This window comes from Gluconobacter oxydans DSM 3504, assembly GCF_000583855.1.
GTDB classification, from domain to species: Bacteria; Pseudomonadota; Alphaproteobacteria; order Acetobacterales; family Acetobacteraceae; genus Gluconobacter; species Gluconobacter oxydans.
Genome location: NZ_CP004373.1, coordinates 2,505,825 through 2,527,739 on the forward strand (window position 1 = coordinate 2,505,825; position 21,915 = coordinate 2,527,739).

Here is a 21,915-nt window from a genome sequence, read left to right on the forward strand (position 1 = left end):
GCCTGTGGGAAAATGACCAGAAAACGCATTATCTGGATGGTTCTGTCCGGCGCTCTCATGACGGCGTTTTTCCTTGTCGCCTGTATGACGACGACGATGGATGCCGCGGGGCATATTCATGCCAGTTATTTCTGGATGACCGGCTTCGTCATTTTCGCCATCGTGCATGTTTACTGTACCTGCATGTCCAAATGATCCCGGATCACTTCCGTTTTGCGCAGGCCCTTTTGCGCAGGCACGAAAAAAGGCAGGGCCCCGTGGGAGCCCTGCCTTTCCGGTCTGGAACGGAGCGTGATCAGTACGGTCCGGGGCCATATCCCGGAGCCACGGTGCCCGGCGGGGGCGGCGGGGGAGCCACGGGAACGCCCGGCTGCACCACGCCGCTGTTGGCCGTCACGACGCCGGCGATGAGGCCGGTCGCCAGAGCCGTCAGCAGGAACTGGTTGCCGTAGCGCATCCAGTAATAGCCGCGCGGCGGAGCATAGAGGCCGCGATAGTTGCGCCAGTTGTTCACGGCCCAGCGGCTGCCACGGGGACCGTCATAGCGGTCGCCACGACGCCAGATGCGGTTCTGTCCGCCGCCATGACCGCCACCGCGGAAGTCCCCGTGACCGCCGCCGGGGCCACCCGGACCACCAGGGCCGCCGCCACGCGGATCAGCAGAGGCGAGAGGAGCTGCGGCGAGGAAGCAGGCAGCCATCAGTCCTGCAAAAAGTCTTGTCTTCATAACGCACCTTCAAACCCAGTCATGACCTCCCGGCTGAAACGGCCGGGGGCATGCTCTGAACTGTCATAAAGCCCTTCAAGCGTGGCTGGAATATGGCTTTATGGACCGGGCGATGTAACGGCCCGGAAGAGCCCCGGTTTCTTTTGGTGTGATGGAAAGGGCGGGGAGGGTCTTCACCGGCTTTCCGTGTGATACAATGTGCGCTTATGTTCGTTTTCTCACATTCGCTGCCCGGACCGCACCATGCCTCATGAGACCCTTCAGACCAGCCCCCGACAGGACCAGATTGTGCGTCTGGTCCGCAGCCAGGGCTACATGGCCAATGAGGACATGGCCCAGCATTTCGGCGTTGCGGTCCAGACCATTCGCCGGGATGTGACGTATCTCGCCGGGCTGGGTCTGCTGTGCCGGCATCATGGTGGCGCGACACCGGTTTCGACGGTCGAGAACCTGGATTATGACGCGCGTCAGATTCTCAATTCCGCGTCCAAGACCGCGATCGGGCGTTATGCCGCCGCGCTGATTCCAGACCGATCTTCGCTGTTCATCAATATCGGCACCACGACGGAAGCCTTCGCCCGTGCGCTGACAAACCACAGGGATCTGCGGATTGTGACGAACAACCTGCATGTCGCGTCGCTGGTTTCGGGGCGGGCGGATTTTCATACCGTCCTTGCCGGCGGGCAGTTGCGACCACGGGACGGGGCCATTCTCGGGGCGACCGCCATTGAGACCCTGTCGTCCTTTCGCACGGAATTCGGCGTGATCGGGATCAGCGGAATCGAGGAAGACGGAACCCTGCTGGATTTCGATCTGAGCGAGATCCAGTGCGCGCGGACAATCATCCGCAATTCACGCCGCGTCCTGCTTCTGGCCGATCACACCAAGTTCACTCGCCGCCCCATGGGGCGGGTCGGCAATCTTGAGGATATTGATGATCTGATTACCGACCGGCCGGTCTCAGAGGCGTTTCAGCGCCATCTGGACGCGGCAGGCGTCACGCTCCATGTGGCTGAAAATAACGTCTGTTTCCTCACAGCTCCACACTATTGCGTTACGAATCACATAAAACGCTTTCTTTATCGCTCAACATGCTCCAAAACGAACATCGACCGCTCGTTTTGGAGCGTGATGACAGGAGAGTGTGATGTCATCGATTCACGAGGTTTCATCCCCGGCCGGCGCATCCGCGCCTTACGACCTGCTGGTTGTGGGTGGCGGGATCAACGGCTGTGGAATTGCGAGGGATGCCGCGGGCAGGGGGGCAAGCGTGCTTCTCGTCGAGCAGGATGACCTTGCCAGCCATACGTCGTCCGCAAGCACCAAGCTGATTCACGGTGGCCTGCGCTATCTCGAATATTATGAATTCCGGCTGGTCCGTGAGGCCCTGATGGAGCGCGAGCGTCTGCTGAAGATCGCACCGCACATCATCTGGCCGATGCGCTTCGTGCTGCCGCATTCCAAGATGCTGCGTCCGGCCTGGCTGCTGCGGACGGGACTGTTCCTTTACGATCATCTGTGCCCGAACATGACGCTGCCGCGAACGAAGGCTCTGAACCTGCGAACGGCTCCTGCCGGGAAGCCGCTGCGTTCGGACTACGTGCGCGGTTTCGAATATTCGGATGGCTGGGTGCAGGACAGCCGGCTCGTGGTTCTCAATGCCATGGACGCCGTGCGCGTTGGCGCGAAGATCGAAACGCGGACCCGTCTCGTCAAAGCCGTGCGGGGGCCGCAGGGCTGGACCGCCACGCTTGAAAACACCCGCACGGGTGAGCAGAGCACGGTTCAGGCCAAGGCCCTCGTCAATGCGGCAGGTCCGTGGGTTGCCGAACTGCTGAAGGATCGCCTGAACGTGCCGAGCCGCAACCGCGTGCGCCTGGTCAAGGGCAGCCACATCGTGGTGCCGCGCGTTTTCGAAGGGTCGCAGGCTTACATTTTCCAGAACCCGGACAAGCGGATCGTCTTCGCCATTCCCTACGAGCAGGATTTCACCCTGATCGGCACCACGGATGTTCCGTGGGAGCAGGATCCGGGTCATGTCGAGATCTCGCCGGACGAAATCACCTATCTGTGCGAGAGCGTGAACCGCTACTTCACGAAGACCGTCCGTCCTGAAGACGTCGTCTGGACGTATGCGGGCGTGCGTCCGCTTTATGACGACAATTCGGGCAACGCTTCGGCTGTCACGCGCGATTACGTCCTGGATGTGGATGCGACTGCCGCGCCGATCCTGTCGGTTTTCGGCGGCAAGATCACGACCTTCCGCAAGCTGGCCGAACATGCTGTCGAGAAGCTTGCGCCCCATCTTCCGGTCCTGCGCAAGCCGGGCTGGACAGACGGCACACCGCTTCCGGGTGGAGAGTTCGCGCCGAAGGATTTTGACGCCCAGCTCAGCCGTTTCCGGGCTCATGCGCCGCATCTGTCCGAGCGCACGTCCTGGCGTCTGATGCGCAATTACGGTCTGCGCGCCTATATCATCGCCACGTCCACGCCCGAGGGGATGGGCCAGATGTTCGGTGACACGCTCAGCGCCCGTGAAGTGGACTACCTCATCGACAACGAATGGGCCCGTACCGCCGAGGATATCCTGTGGCGTCGCTCGCGGCTTGGCCTGTTTGTCAGCGATGCCGATCGCGCGGCCCTTCAGACCTATGTCGAAGGCCGTCTGCAGGGCGATGTCACCCCTCTTTCCAATCCAGGCCAGGTCGCACGTCAGAACGTGGCCTGAGCCTTATCGCTTCCTTTTTCATGGCGGATGCCAGTCATGTCAGAAAACAGGCGTTACCTTGGTGAACTCCTCTCGGAGTTCTTCGCTGTCGCAATCATCATCCTCTTCGGAGATGGGGTTGCGGCCATGTACTCGCTCTACGATCCCAGTCCGTACAAATCGGCCTACTGGGGCGTGTGCATCGTCTGGGGTCTGGGCGTGACGGTGGCGATCTATGCCACCGGCGCGATCAGCGGCACTCATGCAAACCCGGCGGTCACCCTTTCACTGGCCATGTTCCGTGGCTTCTCGTGGAAGAAAGTGATTCCTTACATGAGCGCTCAAGTACTCGGTGGCTTTGCCGGTGCGGCGCTGGTGTACTCGCTTTACGTGCCGGTCATCGACCACTTCAACGTGGCGCATAACCTGACGCGTGCCGTCGATGGTGGTTCGGCTGGCGTGTTCTTCACCCATCCCGGTGATTACGTGACGGTGGCGCATGCGTTCTGGGACGAGCTGGTCCTGACGGCGGCTCTGGTCTTCGGGATCTTCGCGATCACCTGCCAGTACAATACGCAGGCCCCTCAGGCGAACTCCAGCGCGCTGATCATCGGTCTGCTGGTTGCGATCATCGGTGCGTCCTGTGGCTATCTGGATGCCTGGGCCATCAATCCGGCCCGTGATTTCGGCCCGCGCCTGTTCTGCTTCTTCGCAGGCTGGGGACAGAGCGCACTGCCGGCTCCGGGCAATTACTTCTGGGTTCCTGTCGTGGCGCCGCTCGTCGGTGGTCCGATCGGGGCGGCCCTGTACCAGTTCGGCCTGCGACCCTTCATGCCGCGTTATCTGGAACAGACCATCACCGTAGCACCGGACGGGATCAATCCCGCCGAGCCGGTTCTGGTCGTGTCCAACCCGGACGACCCTGCGTTTCCCGTCGTCAACCGGGTCTCCTGAAATCCGTCTGAAACCCTTCGAACTTCCAAGACCTTTCGCCGGAGAACACATCATGAGCAAGAAAGACTGCATCCTCGCCATTGATCAGGGCACGACCTCGACCCGCAGCATTGTCTTCGGAAAAGATGCGCAGGCTCTGGCCATTTCCCGCCGCGAGTTCCCGCAGCATTATCCCGAGCTGGGCTGGGTTGAGCACGATGTCGAGGACATCTGGCGTGATGTGCTCGCCACCGCGCGCGAGACGATCGATGAGGTGGGAGGGCCGGAGCGCATTGCGGCTCTGGGCATCACCAACCAGCGCGAAACCATCGTGATCTGGGACCGTGAGACGGGCCGTGCCATCCATCGCGCTCTCGTCTGGCAGGACCGCCGCACGGCGCATGAATGCAACCTCCTGCGCCAGCAGGGCAAGGAAGCCATGGTCCGTGAAAAGACCGGCCTGCTGCTGGACCCGTATTTCTCGGCGAGCAAGATCGCCTGGCTGCTCGATCATGTCCCCGATGCCCGTCGCCGCGCGGAAGCGGGCGAACTGGCGGCTGGTACGATCGACAGCTTCCTGCTGTGGCGTCTGACCGGCGGCAAGCGCCATGCGACGGACATCACCAATGCCTGCCGCACCTCGTTGTTCAACATCCATACGCAGGAATGGGACGAGGAGCTGCTGAAGCTCTTCAATGTGCCGCGCGCCCTTCTGCCGGAAGTCTGCGACAACAGCAGCGATTTCGGTGAGACGGAAGCCAAGCTGTTCGGCGAGAAGATCGCCATCGGCGGCATGGCGGGCGACCAGCACGCCGCTGTCATCGGGCAGGCCTGCTTCCATGAGGGGATGGCCAAGGCGACTTACGGCACGGGCTGCTTCATGCTGCTCAACACCGGCGAGAAGCCGATCATGTCCAACAACCGGCTGCTGACCACAATTGCCTATCGCATCGGTGGCAAGACCTTCTACGCGCTGGAAGGTTCCATCTTCGTGGCGGGTGCCGGCATCAAGTGGCTGCGTGACGGGCTGAAGCTGATCACGCATGCTTCCCAGACCGACGATATGGCGACCCGCATCCCGGACAGCCATGGCGTCTACATGGTGCCGGCTTTCGTTGGTCTTGGCGCCCCTCACTGGGACCCGGATTCACGTGGTCTGATCTGTGGCCTGACGCTTGGTTCCACGCAGGCGCATATCGCGCGTGCCATGCTGGAATCCGTAGCTTACCAGACCTATGACCTGATCCGCGCCATGCGTGAGGACGGGGCCATGCGGACCAGCATCCTGCGCATCGACGGGGGCATGGCCGTCAATGACTGGTTCGCCCAGTTCCTGTCCTCCATGCTCAAGGCCGAGGTCGAGCGTCCGGTCAATATTGAGACCACGGCCCTTGGCGCCGCCTTCCTTGCCGGATTGCAAGTCGGACTGTGGAAGAGCCTAGATGAAGTGGCGGCTACCTGGAAGCAGGAGCGTGTTTTCGCACCGAAGATGGACCCGGCACAGCGCCGGATCATGATCGATGGCTGGCACGATGCCGTCCGCCGCACGCTGACGCCCAGCGCGCCGGTTGCGCATTCCAGCGTGGAAACGACAGCCAGTCAGGCGGCTTGAGCGTTAAACAGAAGCGTTAACTCCATGAAAAAAACCGGCACCAGAACAGGTGCCGGTTTTTTTTATCTGTCCCGCGCCTCAGGCCGTGAAGAACTGGCTGAAACCCATTCCGCGCAGGGCCCGGCGATAGGCGATCGAGCTGCGATCCGCCATGACATGCGCTTCCAGTGTCGGATCGAGCGGCAGGTTTTCAGGCTTCTGCGCCTCGACCAGGGCGCGGTCTTCCTCAAAGACCTTCCGGTTGAAATCATAGACCGCCTGAATCGGGATATGCTTGTCGAAGTTCTTACAGATCGGCGAGAACATGCGCGTCATCCGTGCGGAAACGGGTGAGGCGGCATTCATGATGACCAGTCGCCCGTTATCCGGAAAATGGATTTCCAGCGTGGCTACGAAAGGCACATGGACGCGGAAATGCCGCAGCCATTCAAACCCCGGCTTCTCCCAATCCTCATGCCCGACCGGAAAATTGCTGACCGTGCTGCGATATTCCGCCTCGAACCCGTCTTTCGTCATTCTGGGCATGTAGGAGGGAACGACGGGGTTATCGGGATCGGCGAAGGTCTCGGTATGGACGAAAGCGAAATGCGCCACGTCGATGAAGCCTTCAACCTGCCGTCCCGCAAAACCCGCGATGTCGATCCAGGGGCAGTTGATCTGCTGATACTCCGGCTCGTCCCAGTGGGGCATTGGCGGGATCGTCACGGTCCCGTCGGAATTCAGGCATGTCCAGATCAGCCCGTATCGCTCGACGGCCGGATAGGTGCGCAGGTTCAGCTTTGAGGGAATGGCGCTGTCAGGATGGGCGGGCACACGCACGCATTTTCCGCCATTGCCGAAGCGGAAGCCATGATAGGCGCAGGCAATCGTTTCCCCATTGCCCGTGCCCATGCTGAGCGGGACGCCACGATGCGGGCAAAGATCATCCGCGATCACGATCGTCCCGCCCGCGCGATAAAGCACGAGCGGCACGTCGAGAAGCGTCACGCCCAGCGGCTTTTCTTCCAGTTCGCGCGCCAGCGCCACCGGATGCCAGCAGCGGGAGAGAAGATCCCAGTCCGCCGCTTCGAACGTGCAGTTGCGGGGCAGGGGCGCGGCGGCGGTCTGTGAGATCATGGGAAGCTCCTGAACATGAGAAGCCATCATTCATGATCCGACTGTTCGCGGATATATCAAATTATATGATAAGCCGTTCGCGAAAAGAGATCGCTTGGGTGGAATCAGGCGCTTTTTATGGAGTTCCGGCTTTGATCTTGCGGGAGGTGGCAGTATCCTGCCCGTCAGTCCGGAAAATGAACGAACGCGACTGGCGTGTTTGTCCCATCCTCTGCCGGCAAACAGGAAGTATGTCCGCATGACCGTCCCGCAGCAGTCCAGCCCTTTTTTCCAGCAGCTGCGTCAGATCAACGGCGATCGGGGATTTCTTGCAAATCTGGGCGGTTTCTTCTGCGTCAGCTGCATGATGGGACTGGGCAACCTGTTCAGCCAGTCCCTGTTTCATGAAAACATGGCATGGCTTCTCGGGCCGCTCATGGTCATGATCGCGCTGTATTTCTTCCTGCCGTATTTCATCCTGCTGCTGACGAACAAACGCTCCAGCGAAGGCTGATCCCGGAGAGTTCCACAAAAAAGGGGAGATGGACCAGGTCCGTCTCCCCTTTCTGCTGCGCGGAACGGGCAGGCGTCAGTGCTGCGTATGCTCCTTGCGGACCTGGGCGACCTGATCCGCCGTCACCTGATAGGTGCCGCTGCCGAAGGTCTTGCTGACATAGTTCACGAGGCTCGCGACTTCCTCGTCATCCAGACGCTGCACATCCGACGTGCTGCCGAAAGCCGGCATGCTGGCATGGCCATCCGCCGTCTTGCGGTTCACACCGGTCAGGATCGTCATGATCAGATTGTCCGGACGACCGGCGCCCACGACGGAGTTTTTGTACAGGGACGGCGCATACTGATCGGCCGTACCTGCACCATTCTGCCCGTGACAGGCAGCGCAGTTGGCGTCGAACAGGTTTTCCGGGTTCTTGTGAGACAGGTTATCGATCCGGGTCAGCTCGCCTGAGCGCAGATCAGGGATATCGTTCGCCTTGCCGAAAGCATCACGCGGCTGATGATCGGCCGTGTCGTCAATCGGCTTGACCTGAAGCACGAAGGCCGCAAGCGCGTGCAGATCCGCATCCGTCAGATGGCTCGTGCTGTGTTCGACAGCTTCGCCCATCGGGCCGGCCGCCTGGCTTTTGCCCTTGACCCGTCCGGTGCGTAGATACTGGACGACGTCGTCTTCGTTCCAGTCTCCGATCCCGCCGGTCTTGCTCGGGGTGATGTTCGGAGCATACCAGCCGGCAACCGGACTTCCCGCCAAGAACTCGTCGGATTTCTCCATGAGCATCACGTTGCGGGGTGTGTGGCATGTCCCGCAATGCTCAAGTGCCGTGGCAAGATACTTGCCGCGCCGCAGCTTGTCATAGGTCGCGGAATCGCCGGTTTCCTGCTTCTCGCTGCCCGCCAGCATGTTCCAGCCCGACAGGGTCAGGCGGATATTGCTGGGAAAGCTGAGCTGGGTTGCGGGCGGCGTTTCGGCAACAGGTTTGACCCCGTTCATGAACCAGACATAGAGCGCGTGAATGTCCTGATCCGTCATGCCGGCATAGGAGACATAAGGCATCACGGGATACAGGTTCTCGCCATCGCGCCGCTTGCCGCGACGCAGGGCCTGCTCGAAGTCATGCTCCGAGTATTTCCCGATGCCATGATCGGCGTCAGGCGTGATGTTCGTCGAAATGATGTCGCCCATGGGGGTTGCGATCTTCAGACCGCCTGCGAATGGCGTCCCACCCTGTTTGGTGTGGCAGGCGATGCAGTCTGCTGCCGTGGCGAGATAGGCGCCCCGGTTCATGACATCCTGATCCACATCCGCCGCCCGTGCAGCATGACCGGACAGTCCGCCCAGAACCGTTCCACCAACAAGGAAAGACCAGAAAACGGTTTTGAAATCAGGCATGGAGCAGTTCTTTTTTCAGCGTATCGGCAACACGAAGCGCAAGGGCTGCGACGGTGAGGGTGATGTTCCCGGTTCCGACCGTGGAGAACACGGACGAACTCGCGATGAACAGGTTCTCGTGGTCATGCGTCCGGCAATGGCCGTCCACCACGGAATCCTTCGGGTCCACGCCCATTATGGTGCTGCCCGAGGGATGATCCTGCGGGAAATAGCCCGGTGTCCACTGCTCGTCCGTGCCGTGCATCAGGCCGATGAGGTTCTTGAACAGGCCGCGCGTGTGCTCGCAGCTGCGGACCGTATATTCCGGCAGCTTGTAATAGACATCCGGATGCGGAATCCCGAGCGCATCCTTGTGCGTCGTGCTCAGCGTCAGGCGGTTGTCCGGGTCGGGCAGGGCCTCGTTATGGCTGAACAGACGGACCGTATGGGAGGCCAGATAGCGGATCTGCTCTTCGAGGTCCCTGCCGACATAACCCTTTGAAATTGCAAGCTGCGTTGCGAAATCGACCTGGTTGTCATCGACCATGTGCACGAGATACGCCCCGCGGTCACCACGCCAGTCGCCATCACGGAAATTGTCGATCACGTTCGTCTCAAGCGGGCCACGTCCCGGCCAAAGGGCCTTGTCGCCGCTGATGAACGTCACCTGCACGCCGGTATGGTCCATCATGTTCCGGCCGACATGGCCCGAGCTGTTGGCAATACCATCGGGGCTCTGCTCGTCTGCCGAAACCAGCAGCAGCTTGGCCGTCTCGATGCAGTGGGCGGCGATCACGAAATACTTGCCGGTTACACGGTGCGAACCCTTGTCCGGGTCGTAGTAGTGAACGGCCGTCACCTTCTTGTTCGCGCTGTCCCGCTCGATCTTGTAGACGACCGCGTTTGGCACGAACTTCGCCCCGGCTGCCTCGGCGTGATAGACGGAATATCCGCCGTTATACATCGCTCCGATCGGGCAAATCGGCATGCAGTTGTTGTGCCCTTCGCAGGTCGGACGGCCGTCATAGGGCTTCGTGTTCCGGGCCTGCGGCTCATGCACGACGCGATAGGGCGTCTTTTCGCTGATGAGTTTGCGGAACTGCTGCGCCGCGTAGGAAATCGGCAGCGCTTCCATCGGGTAGGGCTGCTTGCGCGGGGAGCCCAGATCCTCGACCTTCGGGTCCGGACCGCACACGCCCATCATGACTTCGGCCTGATAATAGAACGGCTCGAGATCGTCGTATTTCAGTGCCCAGTCACGGCCCTGACCATAGCGGGTCTTGAGCTCGAAATCGGACGGAAGATAACGCCACGCACACCCGGCCCAGTGCCAGGTCGTGCCACCCATCATCCGCAGATAGACCTGCTGATAGGCTTCGGCGTTCGGACCGCTCGTATGCAGGTACTTGTTGGGAGTGATCTGGTTGGGCGGATGCTCGGCCCAGGGTGTGGACGGGAAAGGCCCCTGATAGGAGGGCTTGTTTTCCAGATTGCGGAAATTGTCCACGAAATGCTGCCGGTCCACGCGGGGGCCGGCTTCGAGGACGATGACGGAAATGCCCGCGCGCGCCAGTTCGTTCGCAATGGAACTGCCCGCAACGCCGGATCCGACGATGACGACATCGGCGGAAAGATTCTGATCTGAAGACATAGGAGATGCTGTTCCCGCTCTCAGGTAGGTTCCACGTCGAACTTCGATGGCGACAGCGCAGGCGCGCCGGTCGGCTTGTCGACTTCAGGCGGCTGCGTCGTCCAGTAGAACGGGCCGCCTGCGGCATAGGTCTTGGGGTAGATGGCGTCCTTGGTGATGTCGAACATCAGCGCCGAGCGATAGACCACGACCTTGCCGTCCGCGACGCCGCGATACCAGCCGGTCATGAGGTCGTGAATGACATCCTTGAACGCCGGGTCGGCCTGTTCGGCAGCTTTGGCGAAGGCGGAGGCGCTTTCGTAGGTTCCACCGTCCAGCAGGTCCGCCAGTTTTGAGAGCTGGGCCTTGCGCTCGGGTCCCGACTGGAGAATGCGCTCGTAAAGCGCCTTTCCGATCCGCGGGTCGAGAGAGGGGCGGTCCGTCAGGCGTGTCGAGACCTTCATGAAGCGTTCAAGTTCAGGATCGGCGCCGGTTGCAGGCTCTGCGGCCACGACATTTCCAGCCGCCAGAACACCCATGCCGGCCATGCCCGTCATCAACGTATCACGACGTGACATCCGCATCAGCCGGTTCAGGCGCATGGCATTGGGAGAGGAAACATGGAGGTCAACAAGAGGGCAGTGACGATCTTTCGTCATGTAAAATCACTCTTCGCATACACTCGAGACTGATGACAGGACCGTGATCCGCGTCACCTTCAGAGGTCCGCAGCCTACAGCGACAGCGTGATCATGCAACCGTGAACGGCCAATTATCCGGAAATAATCCCGCAAAAAGGCAAGTCAGAAAGAGATATCGGGGAAGGATAACTAACGGAAACGCCCGTTGTCTTATTGTGGTTTCCAAGGATTTCCGAAGATCTGCGGGAGGATTTATTACCTCTGTCCTTCGTGAATTAGGCAGAGTCGGCACTGGCTTCTCATCTGGGGCTTTTTCTACGTTGCGAATGTTTCGCAACTCGGCGCCTTGATGAAGAAATAGGGTACTTTTAAGGTCCTGTAAAAGAAAAGGGGCGCAGATGTGACCCTGCGCCCCTTCGATACTGCTGTCAGAAGGAGCGGGCTATGTGCCCACCCCCATGAAGACCAGCGCCGTTGTCATCAGCCCGACCAGAATGGCCAGAACGATGCTGCATTTGAGCGTGAACTGGAGCAGGGCGCCTTCCTGTCCCACCAGTCCCACTGCGGCCGAAGCCACGGCGATGGATTGCGGAGAGATCATCTTGCCCACGGCCCCTCCAACCGTATTGGCCGCGACCAGCAACTCGCCGCTGACCCCGATCTGACGGCCGGTTGCCGCCTGAAGGCCGCCAAACAGCGCATTGGAGGACGTATCGGAGCCTGTCAGGAAAACACCCAGCCAGCCGAGCAGGGGCGCGAAGAAGGTGAACGCGCCCTTGGTCATTGCCAGAACCAGGGCCAGTGTCGTGGAAAGGCCCGAATAGTTGGCCAAGAACGCGAAGGCCAGCACCATGCCGATGGCATAGATGGGCGTTTTCAGTTCCCGCAGCGTATCCGTGAAGGTCGCGACAGCGTCCTTCGGGCGCATTTTCAGGAACAGGACGGACATGACGCCTGCCAGCAGGATGGCCGTACCCACGGAAGATACGAAATCCACCTTGAAGATCGCGGCATAAGGCGTCGGGCTGGGAACGATCGGCGCCATTTTCAGGACGAGGTTGTGCAGCCCCGGGAAGCGGATGACGAGCACCGTCCAGTCCAGCGGTCCACCGGCTGCGAAGAGGGCCTTGAAGGGTTTGATGCTCCAGACCGCCACGAAAGCCGTCAGGATGATGAAGGGAGACCAGGCCCGCAGGATCTGCGGTGCCGTATAGGTTGCCTTCTCGACGATGGCGTCGGCAGGTGTCTCTCCGGTTTCGAAGCGAAAAATCCGGCTCGGCTTCCAGATCCGAAGGAAGACGGGGATCGCCACCATCGTGACGAGCGGGGCTATGATGTCGGGAAGCTCGGGACCGATCACGAGGGCCGTCAGGGTCTGCGTAATGGCGAAAGTGGCGCCTGTGACGAGAATGACGGGCCATGTCTCACGGATGCCCCGCAGCCCGTCAACCACGCCGACCAGCCAGAACGGGATGACGACGCCGATCACGATCAACTGCATCACGACCAGCCGGCCGACCATGTACGGCTCCGCTCCGATCACCTGGGCCCCCACGATTACGGGGATACCCATCGCGCCGAACGCACCCGGTGCCGCATTGGCGATCAGGCACAGTCCGGCGGCGTAGATTGGCGGAAAGCCGAGGCCGACGAGCAGGGCTGTCGTAATGGCCACTGGTGCGCCGAAACCGGCAGCGCCTTCCAGAAATGCCCCGAACGCGAAGGCGACGAGAAGAAGCTGGATGCGCTGGTCTTCCGATACCGTCGAAATCGAATGACGGATGATGTCGAACTGACCCGTCCGGACGGAGACTTTATAGAGAAAGACCGCTCCGATGATGATCCATGAAATGGGCCATAAGCCGTAGGCAAAACCGTAGAGACACGCTGCCAGGGCCATGAAAACGGGCATGCCGTAGAATGCGACAGCCAGTGCAAAGGTAATTCCGACAGTAATCGTACAGGCAATGTGCCCTTTCATATGCAGGTACAGCAGGGCGAAGAAGAAAAACAGGATCGGGATGAGAGCGACCGCACCGGAAATCCAGATATTTCCTATGGGATCGTAGACTTGTGCCCAGGGTGACATTCAGGAAGTCTCCAAAATAAAAATTAAGTGATAATTGGAAAATTGATCTCTTTTTCTCGTGTTATGTTGGGGAGCGTATTTTTTGAAAACAACAAGTGCAATAAGGACTGAATATAATCACCGGTAAACTTTATGACATACTGTTTTAATTAGTTAGTTTATTGCGTGACTTGCTTTGTAAAAATTTTATCCCTGATGTGCGCCGACTGGTAAAAACGCTTTTCTCTTGGGGTAATCTTTCTGAAAAGTTCAGGCGTTAAGCAGGAAGAAATGACAGGAAATGACGCCTGGACAGGGCCATTCCCTGAATACTTGTCGCGACAGGTGACAGGGGTTTCATGACTATTTGCCGCTGAAATGAAAAACGAAGGCAGACGGGGAAGATTTTCTGGACTGTCGGGCTTATGGGGCAGGTGGTTCTGTTTTTCGTAGCTCTGGCAAGCGGGGCGGGAGTGTTCCCGGAACACGGAAATATGTGCGGTCACGACCCCGTGGTCCGTGCCGCGGAATGCCTTGTGGTGCTCTCGAAACGGTGAGAAACTGGGGCAGCATCACTTTCAGAGTTGGACAGTCAGGTTTCCATGCATTTTCGTCTTCTTTGTGCGTCCCTGATCGGGGCCGGCTCTCTTGTCTTTTCTTCCAGCGCCTTTGCGTGGGGGCCTTACGGTCATGCGATCGTGGCGGATATCGCGCAGGAGCGTCTGACGCCGCAGGCCCAGAAGGCCGCCACGGCCCTGCTGGCCCTTGAGAACCATCAGACCCTCGATCAGGTCGCCTCCTGGCCGGATACGATCGGTCATGTTCTCAAAAAGAAGGGCGGCGCGCCGGAAACCCTGAAATGGCATTACGTCGATATCGACGTGTCCCATCCCGCTTACGATCAGGCGCGCGACTGCCCCGATCATGCCTGCGTCGTCGAGAAGCTGCCGGAGGAGATCAAAATCCTCGCCGACACGCATGCTTCGGCCCAGGACCGGCTGGTCGCCCTGAAATGGGTGGTGCATCTGGTGGGGGACATCCATCAGCCGCTGCATGCTGCCGAACGGAACAAGGATATGGGCGGAAACGCGATCCGCCTGACCTATTTCGGCGACAACGCCAACGGCCACATGAACCTGCATTCCTTGTGGGACGAAGGCGTGATCGACCATGAAGCGGATCTGCATGTCGGCCCGTTCTACAGCATCGACGCCTCCCGCGCGAAGAAGGAAGCCGACCGTCTTGGCGCCCTGATTACGCCGGATGAGACAAAGTACTGGGTGCAGGATCTGGACGGCGGAGATGTTTACAACGCGACCGTTGACTGGGCCGATGAGAGCCATTCGCTGGCTCGCAGCGTGGCCTATGGCGCGCTTCCAGCCAACAAGGGCGCGGATATCGGCAAGGACTACACCGCGCTGACCTGGCCGATCATGGAGCTGCGTCTGGAACAGGCCGGCGTGCGTCTGGCAGCCGTCCTCAACACCGCCCTGAACGGCGGCTGAGAACAGTGTCTGTGTGGATGGACGTCAGGATTTCTGCGTCCATCCACCACCCAGTGCCCGGTACAGATGGGCCACGGAAACAGATACGCCGGCGCTCGATTCAGCCAGCGCGCTCCGGCTCGCCAGAAGGGCGTTCTGCGTCGTCAGGACGTTGAGGAAGTCTCCCGCACCCTGACTGTACTGAAGCTGCGCGATATGCACGGCGGTTTCGTCTTCCGAAACCGTTTCTTCCAGCCGGTTCCGACGCTCCTGCGCGGCACTCAGATCCGCCATGGAATCATCAACTTCTTCCCAGGCTTTCAGAAGCGTGCGCTGCAAGGCAATCGCGGCTTCCTTCTGCTGTGCCCGGCGCAGATGAAGCTGTCCGGTCAGGCGTCCGCCCTCGAACAGGGGCAGCGTCATGGTCGGGCCGAACCCGTATTGCCGAGACGCCCATGAGCCCAAGCCGCTGAACTGCAATGCCTGAATATCCAGACTTCCCGAGAGCGTTACGCGCGGGAAGAAGTCTGCAACCGCCACGCCGATACTGGCTGTCGCAGCATGGAGATGATCTTCGGCAGCCCGTACATCCGGACGGCGCTCGGCTAGTTCGGAGGGCAGACCAACCGGAATGTCGGCAGGGACGGGCGGGATCGTCTGGGACGACTCAAGCCTGTCTTTCAGCGCGCCGGGCTCCCGCGCCGTCAGAAAGCTCAGCGCGTTCACGAGATGCACTTCCTGACTTTTCAGGACCGGGAGACGCGCCTCGAAGCCATGCATCTGCCCGCGGGAATAGGCGACATCGAGCTTCGTTGCCGTACCCTGTGCGAAACGCAGTTCCGTAAGCTTCACACTGTGCCGGGCGATATCGATGCTCTGCTGGGTGATGCCGATCTGCGTCTGGATATTGCGCAGGTTCAGATAATCCTGCGCGGTCTCGGCCATGAGCGAGACCAGCACATCGCGACGCAGTTCGTCCGTTTCATGCATGGCTGCCGTCGCTGCTTCGACCTGTCTGCGGACATGCCCCCAGAAATCAACTTCCCAGGATGCACTCAGCCCGTATTGCGGGAGATTGAACGACGGATTGCCTTTTGCGCCGTCTGCGGCTGCCGGGCCGAAACCCTGTTCACCGCTGGCAATTTCGCCCGGACCGGCCTGCTGCGTTGTTCCCAGAAGGCCAAGAATACCATTCGTGCTGGCGCGCTCTCGGGCATAGGACGCGGCACCTTCCATATGCGGCATCTGCGCGGCGCTTGCGATTTTCCGTTCAGCCTGACTTTCGGTGAAGTGCAGGGCTGCTTCACGCAGATCAAGGTTGTTGCGCGCCACGTCCTCTTCAAGCGCCGTCAGCGTCGGGTCGCGATAGATGCGCCACCACTGCACCTCAATGGCGGAGGTTTCCTGCGGATGGCTCGCAGCAGGGGCGAGGCTCTGGTGCCAGTGGGCCGGTGCATGCGGATCGGGACGATGATAATCCGGCCCCACCGTGCAGGCGGACAGCGCGGTCAGGGCCAGAAGAAGGCAGCGGGAAGGCTGGAACAGGGAAGGTCTCATTTCCAGAGATACCGCTCGTCATGGGAATGGATGCCCTCAGGCGTTGAGGACGTGTCAATCCGCGCTTCGACCGACATGCCGACGCGCACTTTTTCCGCCAGAGGCTGGCCGGGATCGAAGGTCAGCTTGACCGGCACGCGCTGCACGACTTTGGTAAAGTTACCCGTCGCATTGTCCGGCTGAATGGCGGCGAAGGCCACACCCGTCGCCGGAGCCAGACTGTCCACATGAGCCTTGAGCGGGTGGCCCGGGAACGTATCAACCCAGATCATCGCACTCTGGCCAGTTTGGACTTTCGTCAGCTGCGTTTCCTGAAAATTCGCCAGCACATAGGCTTTGCGGACCGGCACGACCGCCAGTAGCCCTGTGCCCGGATGGACATACGCGCCAACACGCACACCACGCTCGCCGACCACACCATCCACGGGGGCGGGGATGGTGCAGTAGGACAGGTTCAGTTCGGCCTGATGCTCCGCACTCTGGGCCTTCAGAAGCGCACCCTGAGCTTTCTCAAGCTGCGCCTTGAGCACAGCAACCTGCTGTTCGGCCGTGCTGGTTTGGGCTTTGTCACGGGCCAGGGCAGCAACGGCTTCAAGCTGCCGGGCTTCCGCACCCTGCTGCTGCTCGATCGTGCTGGCCCCACCGGCCGAGAGATTGCGATATCGCGCCGCGTTCTGCCGGGCAAAGACCAGCGCGGCCTCGTCGGACTGTACGGTATATTTCGCCGCATCGACGATGGAACCCTGACGGTCCAGCAGGGCCTGAAGGTTGTCCACATCGCCCTGCGCTGCAGCGGTATCACCATGGGCGGCACCTAAAGCCGCGCGGTAATCGTCGTCCTCGATATGGGCGAGTTCTTCGCCGGCATGGACGTACTCGTTGTCCTCCGCCAGCACACGGTCGATACGTCCGGAGACCTTTGGTGCCACAGTCGTGAAATCGGCCGTGACATAGGCGTCGTTGGTTTCCTGACGGATGCCGTCACCCACGAAGAAGCGGTCAGCCGTCCAGGCCAGACCCGTCAGGACAATGACCGCACATCCGGCCAGGAGAAGGGGTTTTCCGTAAATCATGTTCGAGGCAGGTCCGTCAGTGCGCGGTGGCGGGAATGGAGGAGGGGGTCGGTTCGGGATCCGGTTCGCGGGCCGCGGCAGGAATGGCGGGAGCAGGTCCCTTGCCGGGCGGATAGACCCGTTTCGGCAGCACGGCGGTCAGCGCGACATAGAAGATGCAGATGCACATCACGACGAAGTAGATGTCCACCAGCGCCAGCGTGATCGACTGCTCGTGCAGATAGGTGTGGAAGATCTGAAGCGTGTTGCGCGCCACATGATCGCTGTCGGGCGAGGTGTTGCTGATCGCCGCATGGATCGGATCGCCCATGCCCGAGAGCGACGTGGCGTTATTGCCCGCCCGGTCCAGAAGCATGGTGGAATGATACTGTTCCCGGCGCCGCAGCAGGATTTCGAAAATGGCGGTTGCGAACGCATTGGCCATGCCCTTGAGCATGTTCACCATGCCCGAAATGAACGGCCCGTCCGCCGGGCCAAGGGACATGGTCGCCAGCATCAGCACTGGGATCACGACCATCGGCTGGCCGAAGATCTGAAGCCCCTGCATGACGTAGAAATTGTCCCGCACCCAGTCCGGCGTCAGCCAGGTTCCGAGGAAGGCCGAGAGCGCCAGGCACGACATGCCGAAGGCCAGCACATAGCGGCAGTCCACCCGTGCGGAATTGCAGAGTGCTGCCGTCAGCGGAAGCATGATGAGCTGGGGCAGGGCCACCGTGAGCGCGACCGGGGCTGCCTGGATCGGCCGGTATCCGCGCACGGCTTCCAGATACGTCATCGGCACTTCGAGCATCAGCCCGCAGATGATGAGCACGGCCACCAGTGTGAGAAGCGCCATCGTGATGTTGCGGTTCTTCCAGTACTGAAGCCGGAAGAACGGGCTGTGATGATGCCACTCATGGAACAGGAACCCCAGGAACAGAGCGCCGCCCCAGAACGTCAGATGGGAAATGACGGGCGAGCGGAACCAGTCCAGCCGGTCCCCCTGATACAGCACCGTCACCACGCAGATGATGGACGGCACGCCAATGAAGAACCCGCGCCAGTTGAACTTTCTGAACCGTTCGAGGTGTACCGGGTCGCGCGGCAGGCCGTAGGCCATCATGGCGATGGCGATGATGCTGAGGGGAATGACTTCCCAGTACAACCAGCGCCAGCCCACATGCTCGAACCACATCGCTTCCAGCGGTCCACCCAGATTGGGTCCGAAGGTCGCGCTCATCGCATAGCCGCCGATGCCGAACACCTTGATGGGTGGCGGCAGGTATTTGAGCATGACCGTCATCAGAACGGGCGGCAGACACCCTGCGCTCAGCCCCTGCGCCGCGCGGAGGAAACACAGTGAGATCATGTCCGGCATGAAGGGCAGGGGGAGCGACAGCATGGCGAGGACAGCCGTCATGAAGATCGAAAAACGGTAGATCGAGAACGTCATGTAGAACCAGGGCGTGAACGCCATGGCCGCGATGTTGAAGGACTCATAAATCGAGGTGAACCAGGTTCCCTCGTCATGCCCGATATGCATTGCACCGCGGATATCGGCGAGGCCGATTTCCGTGATGTGTTCGTTGAAACCGGCCACATGCACGGCCAGCAGCATCCCCAGACAGCCGACAATGGTCCGCATGCCGAAAGGCGGAATATAGGAGGGTTGGGCGGGTGGTGCGGCAGATGGCGACGAGGCTGCTGGTTCCATGGATCTCTTCCGTTACCAGACAGCCCCTATCCGGAGTGTATGAGTCCGAAAACCCACGTTTGCAGCAAGTGACGTTTCCACTTTTCGCAAGGGTTGAAGAAATCCCTTCCATTTTTACACGAAGGCGTGAAAATGCGCGTGAGACCAGCGGAAAACGGAGTGTGCGATGGCGAAGCGGACCGACAGCCACAGACGCTACGATCTCGATCTTCTGCGCTATCTTCAGGTTCTCGTGGAAGAAGAGAGTGTCTCACAGGCTGCCCGACGCCTGAAGGTGAGCGACGCCGCCATGAGCCGCCATCTCGCCACGCTCCGAACCGTGTTCGGAGATCCGATCCTGGTCCTGTCGGGCCGGCGCATGGTGGCCACGACTTTCGCCAACCGGATCCGCGACCGCGTCCAGAGCATCGTACGCGACGCCGATGCGCTGGTGAATGACAGCGAAACGCTGAACCTGCGCCATCTCTCACCCCGCTTCACGATCCGGGCCAATGACCTGATCGTCGGTGCGTTCGGTCACGCGATCCTGATGGCCCTCAAGCAGGACTGCCCGGAATGCAGCATCGTGTTCTCGCCTGAAACGGAAGAACCGGCCAGCGAAGCCCTGCGCAACAGCCGGATTGACCTCTATGTGGGTGCCACAGATGATCTGCGTCCCGAAATCATGCGGCAGACCCTGTTCCTGACGTCATTCCGCGCCATGGTCCGCGAAGGGCACCCCATTTTCGCGCGGGGTATCACGCCCCAGACGCTCGTCGATTACGACCATATCAGCGTCTCCCGCAAAGGCCGGCCCTATGGCCCTATCGATGCCATTCTCAAGGAGCGTTATGGCCTGACCCGCCCTATCGCGATGGTCGTGCCGACGTACCATTCCATGATCGAGACCATGCGTGAGACGGACATGATCCTGCCGCTGCCTGATATCGTCATCGACCGCCTGCCGCTCTCCCAGATCCAGCTTGAGGCTTTCGATTTCCCGTTCGAACTGCCGCCTGTCACATCCTTTCAGGCCTGGCACCCCCGCGTGGATACGGACGGCGTTCACCGCTGGCTGCGCGATACGGTCTTTCAGGTCATCCGACGCGAACTTGTCCGCTTTCGTGGAGAAGGCGGACCCACCCTAAAGAGCCCCTGAGCATGGATCTGGGAATTGTGTTCATAGATTTTCCGCAAGCGGTCTGAGGCTGGCCTGAAGGCGCGGGACGACGAAATCCAGAAAGACCCGGATGCGCTGGGGCACCTGTTTTCCGCCCTGATAAAGCGCGTGGATCTCTTCCTCGTCCCGCGTGCCGCTTTCCGTCAGAACTTCCACCAGGCGTCCGGCTGCCAGATCCTCACGCACGTGATATTCCGCAAGCCGCGCCAGTCCTGCCCCGCGGATCGCGGCCCGGCGGACGGTCTCGCCATTATTGGCCAGCAAGGGCCCCTGGACGATCCGGTCCACGATCCTGCCCCGCTCATGCAGCGGCCAGACCGGAGCTGCCCGGCGGAAATTGAAGCCCAGACACCGATGATGCTCCAGATCGTCCACGGTTTCAGGTCGTCCGAACCGTTCCAGATAATCCGGTGCGCCGACGATCAGCCGCGGTACGCTTCCCAGATGCCGAGCCGTCAGGCTGGAATCCTGAAGTTTTCCGACCCGGAAGGCGATATCCGTTCGGTCCAGATACAGGTCCGTCATTTCATCCGACAGTGACAGATCAACCACGATATCCGGGTAGGCGTCCCAGAATGCGGGGAGCAGCGGCTCCAGCGCCAGCGTCCCGAATGCCACGGACGCATTGATCCGCACTGTCCCTGTGAGCTGGACAGTCTTCTTGGACAGGAACCCTTCCATGTCGTCCAGCTCCGCGATCAGGGCCTGTGCCCGGTCGTAATAGGCCAGACCTTCGGGCGTGACTGACAGTCTGCGGGTCGAGCGTTCCACGAGCCGGACCCCAAGGCGGTTCTCCACCCGCCCGATCAGCTTGCTGACGGTGGACGGCGTGGTCATGGAAAGGCGTGCGGCCTCGGAAAAGCTGCCGCTCTCCACGACGCGGAGAAAGATCTTCATCTCCCCGAAACGGTTATCCATCTGTCTTCCGATCTGTGAAACTGCTTCACAGGTTTTGTGGAGATCGCAACAATTATCAAGAGGGAGTTATCGGTTCATCATGGCCTCCGAACAGTCCCATCCCCGATGCCTGACAGAACGGATACGCGATCATGACGAAAATTCTTCTCCTTAACGGCGGCAAGGTCTTCGCCCATTCCCACGGACGGCTGAACGACACGCTTCAGGCGCTGGCGGCTGATATTCTGTCCAAGAACGGCCATGAGATCCGCCAGACGAAGATCGATGATGGCTATGACGTGGAACAGGAAGTCGAAAGCTTCATCTGGGCCGATCTGATCATCTATCAGTGCCCGGGCTGGTGGATGGGGCTGCCCTGGATCGTCAAGAAATACATCGACGAAGTCATGACGGCCGGTCACGGCAAGCTCTATGCCAATGACGGCCGCAGCCGGGCCCATCCGGAGCGCAAATATGGCTCGGGCGGTCTGGCGCAGGGCAAGCGCTATATGCTGTCAACGACCTGGAATGCGCCGGCAGAGGCCTTCACGGACCCGGCCCAGTTCTTTGAAGGGCGGGGTATCGACGGGGTGTATTTCCCGTTCCACAAGGCCCACGAGTTCCTGGGCATGTCCGCGCTCCCGACCTTCCTTGCGACGGACGTGATGAAGGCGCCGAATGTGGAGGCAACACTCGCAGCCTACCGCCAGCATCTGCAGGACGTCATCGGTACGGCGTCCTGACTGGAACGGGG

The 21,915-nt window shown here is 60.5% G+C and carries 19 protein-coding genes and 1 pseudogene; 9 read left to right on the forward strand and 11 right to left on the reverse strand.

The genetic code is table 11. The annotated features are described in order from the left end of the window. The first annotated feature begins 12 nt into the window (after positions 1–12). Positions 13–195, forward strand: a complete 183-nt coding sequence (locus GLS_RS13295; RefSeq protein ID WP_024717098.1) for a hypothetical protein — start codon at positions 13–15, stop codon at positions 193–195. Between the two features lie 100 nt (positions 196–295). Here GLS_RS13295 and GLS_RS11125 read toward each other — a convergent pair whose 3' ends face one another. Further along, positions 296–727, reverse strand: coding sequence for an RcnB family protein (locus GLS_RS11125; protein ID WP_041112267.1), 432 nt, complete (start codon positions 725–727; stop codon positions 296–298). 243 nt (positions 728–970) lie between these two features. On the opposite strand from GLS_RS11125, the pseudogene GLS_RS11130 reads away from it, so the two are divergent. The 4 genes and pseudogenes from GLS_RS11130 to glpK form a co-directional block, all read left to right on the forward strand. Next, positions 971–1,744 (forward strand): annotated as a pseudogene (locus tag GLS_RS11130) (DeoR/GlpR family DNA-binding transcription regulator); the annotation flags it as partial. Positions 1,745–1,874: 130 nt separating this feature from the next. Further along, positions 1,875–3,455, forward strand: a complete 1,581-nt coding sequence (gene glpD / locus GLS_RS11135; RefSeq protein ID WP_041112268.1) for a glycerol-3-phosphate dehydrogenase — start codon at positions 1,875–1,877, stop codon at positions 3,453–3,455. Positions 3,456–3,491: 36 nt separating this feature from the next. Beyond that, a complete protein-coding gene (locus GLS_RS11140) occupies positions 3,492–4,388 on the forward strand; it encodes an MIP/aquaporin family protein (RefSeq protein WP_041112269.1) in 897 nt (298 codons plus the stop codon). 52 nt (positions 4,389–4,440) lie between these two features. Continuing rightward, entirely contained in the window at positions 4,441–5,979 is a 1,539-nt protein-coding gene (gene glpK / locus GLS_RS11145) for a glycerol kinase GlpK (protein ID WP_041112270.1), read from the forward strand. Positions 5,980–6,057: 78 nt separating this feature from the next. On the opposite strand, the gene GLS_RS11150 is transcribed toward glpK, so the two are convergent. Continuing rightward, positions 6,058–7,095: a Rieske 2Fe-2S domain-containing protein gene (locus tag GLS_RS11150; protein ID WP_041112271.1), complete on the reverse strand. Its 1,038-nt coding sequence runs from the start codon at positions 7,093–7,095 to the stop codon at positions 6,058–6,060. 238 nt (positions 7,096–7,333) lie between these two features. On the opposite strand from GLS_RS11150, the gene GLS_RS11155 reads away from it, so the two are divergent. Further along, the gene (locus tag GLS_RS11155; protein WP_041112272.1) at positions 7,334–7,588 is read left to right on the forward strand and encodes a hypothetical protein; all 255 of its coding nucleotides are present in this window, start codon (positions 7,334–7,336) and stop codon (positions 7,586–7,588) included. 75 nt (positions 7,589–7,663) lie between these two features. On the opposite strand, the gene GLS_RS11160 is transcribed toward GLS_RS11155, so the two are convergent. The 5 genes from GLS_RS11160 to GLS_RS13300 all read right to left on the reverse strand — a co-directional run bounded on the left by GLS_RS11160 (position 7,664) and on the right by GLS_RS13300 (position 13,804). Beyond that, the gene (locus GLS_RS11160; RefSeq protein ID WP_041112273.1) at positions 7,664–8,980 is read right to left on the reverse strand and encodes a c-type cytochrome; all 1,317 of its coding nucleotides are present in this window, start codon (positions 8,978–8,980) and stop codon (positions 7,664–7,666) included. Further along, the gene (locus GLS_RS11165; RefSeq protein WP_041112274.1) at positions 8,973–10,610 is read right to left on the reverse strand and encodes a GMC family oxidoreductase; all 1,638 of its coding nucleotides are present in this window, start codon (positions 10,608–10,610) and stop codon (positions 8,973–8,975) included. Before GLS_RS11165 ends, GLS_RS11160 begins: the two co-directional genes overlap by 8 nt. A gap of 20 nt (positions 10,611–10,630) precedes the next feature. After that, complete coding sequence (locus tag GLS_RS11170) at positions 10,631–11,248, reverse strand: sorbitol dehydrogenase family protein (protein ID WP_041112275.1); 618 nt, start codon at positions 11,246–11,248, stop codon at positions 10,631–10,633. 424 nt (positions 11,249–11,672) lie between these two features. Continuing rightward, positions 11,673–13,319 (reverse strand): lactate permease LctP family transporter, encoded by a 1,647-nt coding sequence (locus GLS_RS11175; protein ID WP_041112276.1) that lies wholly within the window; start codon positions 13,317–13,319, stop codon positions 11,673–11,675. A 158-nt stretch (positions 13,320–13,477) separates the two neighbouring features. Next, positions 13,478–13,804, reverse strand: coding sequence for a hypothetical protein (locus tag GLS_RS13300; protein WP_148295929.1), 327 nt, complete (start codon positions 13,802–13,804; stop codon positions 13,478–13,480). A 96-nt stretch (positions 13,805–13,900) separates the two neighbouring features. Here GLS_RS13300 and GLS_RS11180 point away from each other — a divergent pair, with 96 nt between their 5' ends. Further along, complete coding sequence (locus GLS_RS11180; RefSeq protein WP_193363819.1) at positions 13,901–14,803, forward strand: S1/P1 nuclease; 903 nt, start codon at positions 13,901–13,903, stop codon at positions 14,801–14,803. A 24-nt stretch (positions 14,804–14,827) separates the two neighbouring features. On the opposite strand, the gene GLS_RS11185 is transcribed toward GLS_RS11180, so the two are convergent. Genes GLS_RS11185 through GLS_RS11195 form a run of 3 tightly spaced genes read right to left on the reverse strand, consistent with a single transcriptional unit; the run spans position 14,828 to position 19,105 of the window. Then, a complete protein-coding gene (locus GLS_RS11185; protein WP_052327566.1) occupies positions 14,828–16,339 on the reverse strand; it encodes an efflux transporter outer membrane subunit in 1,512 nt (503 codons plus the stop codon). Continuing rightward, complete coding sequence (locus tag GLS_RS11190; RefSeq protein ID WP_041112277.1) at positions 16,336–17,412, reverse strand: HlyD family secretion protein; 1,077 nt, start codon at positions 17,410–17,412, stop codon at positions 16,336–16,338. The genes GLS_RS11185 and GLS_RS11190 overlap by 4 nt, the downstream gene beginning before the upstream one ends. 16 nt (positions 17,413–17,428) lie before the next feature. Beyond that, on the reverse strand, positions 17,429–19,105 hold the full coding sequence (locus tag GLS_RS11195) for an MFS transporter (RefSeq protein ID WP_052327567.1): 1,677 nt from the start codon (positions 19,103–19,105) through the stop codon (positions 17,429–17,431). A gap of 166 nt (positions 19,106–19,271) precedes the next feature. Here GLS_RS11195 and GLS_RS11200 point away from each other — a divergent pair, with 166 nt between their 5' ends. Continuing rightward, a complete protein-coding gene (locus GLS_RS11200) occupies positions 19,272–20,243 on the forward strand; it encodes a LysR family transcriptional regulator (RefSeq protein ID WP_041112278.1) in 972 nt (323 codons plus the stop codon). A gap of 21 nt (positions 20,244–20,264) precedes the next feature. Here GLS_RS11200 and GLS_RS11205 read toward each other — a convergent pair whose 3' ends face one another. Then, positions 20,265–21,182, reverse strand: coding sequence for a LysR family transcriptional regulator (locus tag GLS_RS11205; RefSeq protein ID WP_041112279.1), 918 nt, complete (start codon positions 21,180–21,182; stop codon positions 20,265–20,267). 131 nt (positions 21,183–21,313) lie between these two features. On the opposite strand from GLS_RS11205, the gene GLS_RS11210 reads away from it, so the two are divergent. Continuing rightward, positions 21,314–21,904, forward strand: coding sequence for an NAD(P)H-dependent oxidoreductase (locus GLS_RS11210; RefSeq protein WP_041112280.1), 591 nt, complete (start codon positions 21,314–21,316; stop codon positions 21,902–21,904). The last annotated feature ends 11 nt before the right edge of the window (positions 21,905–21,915 follow it).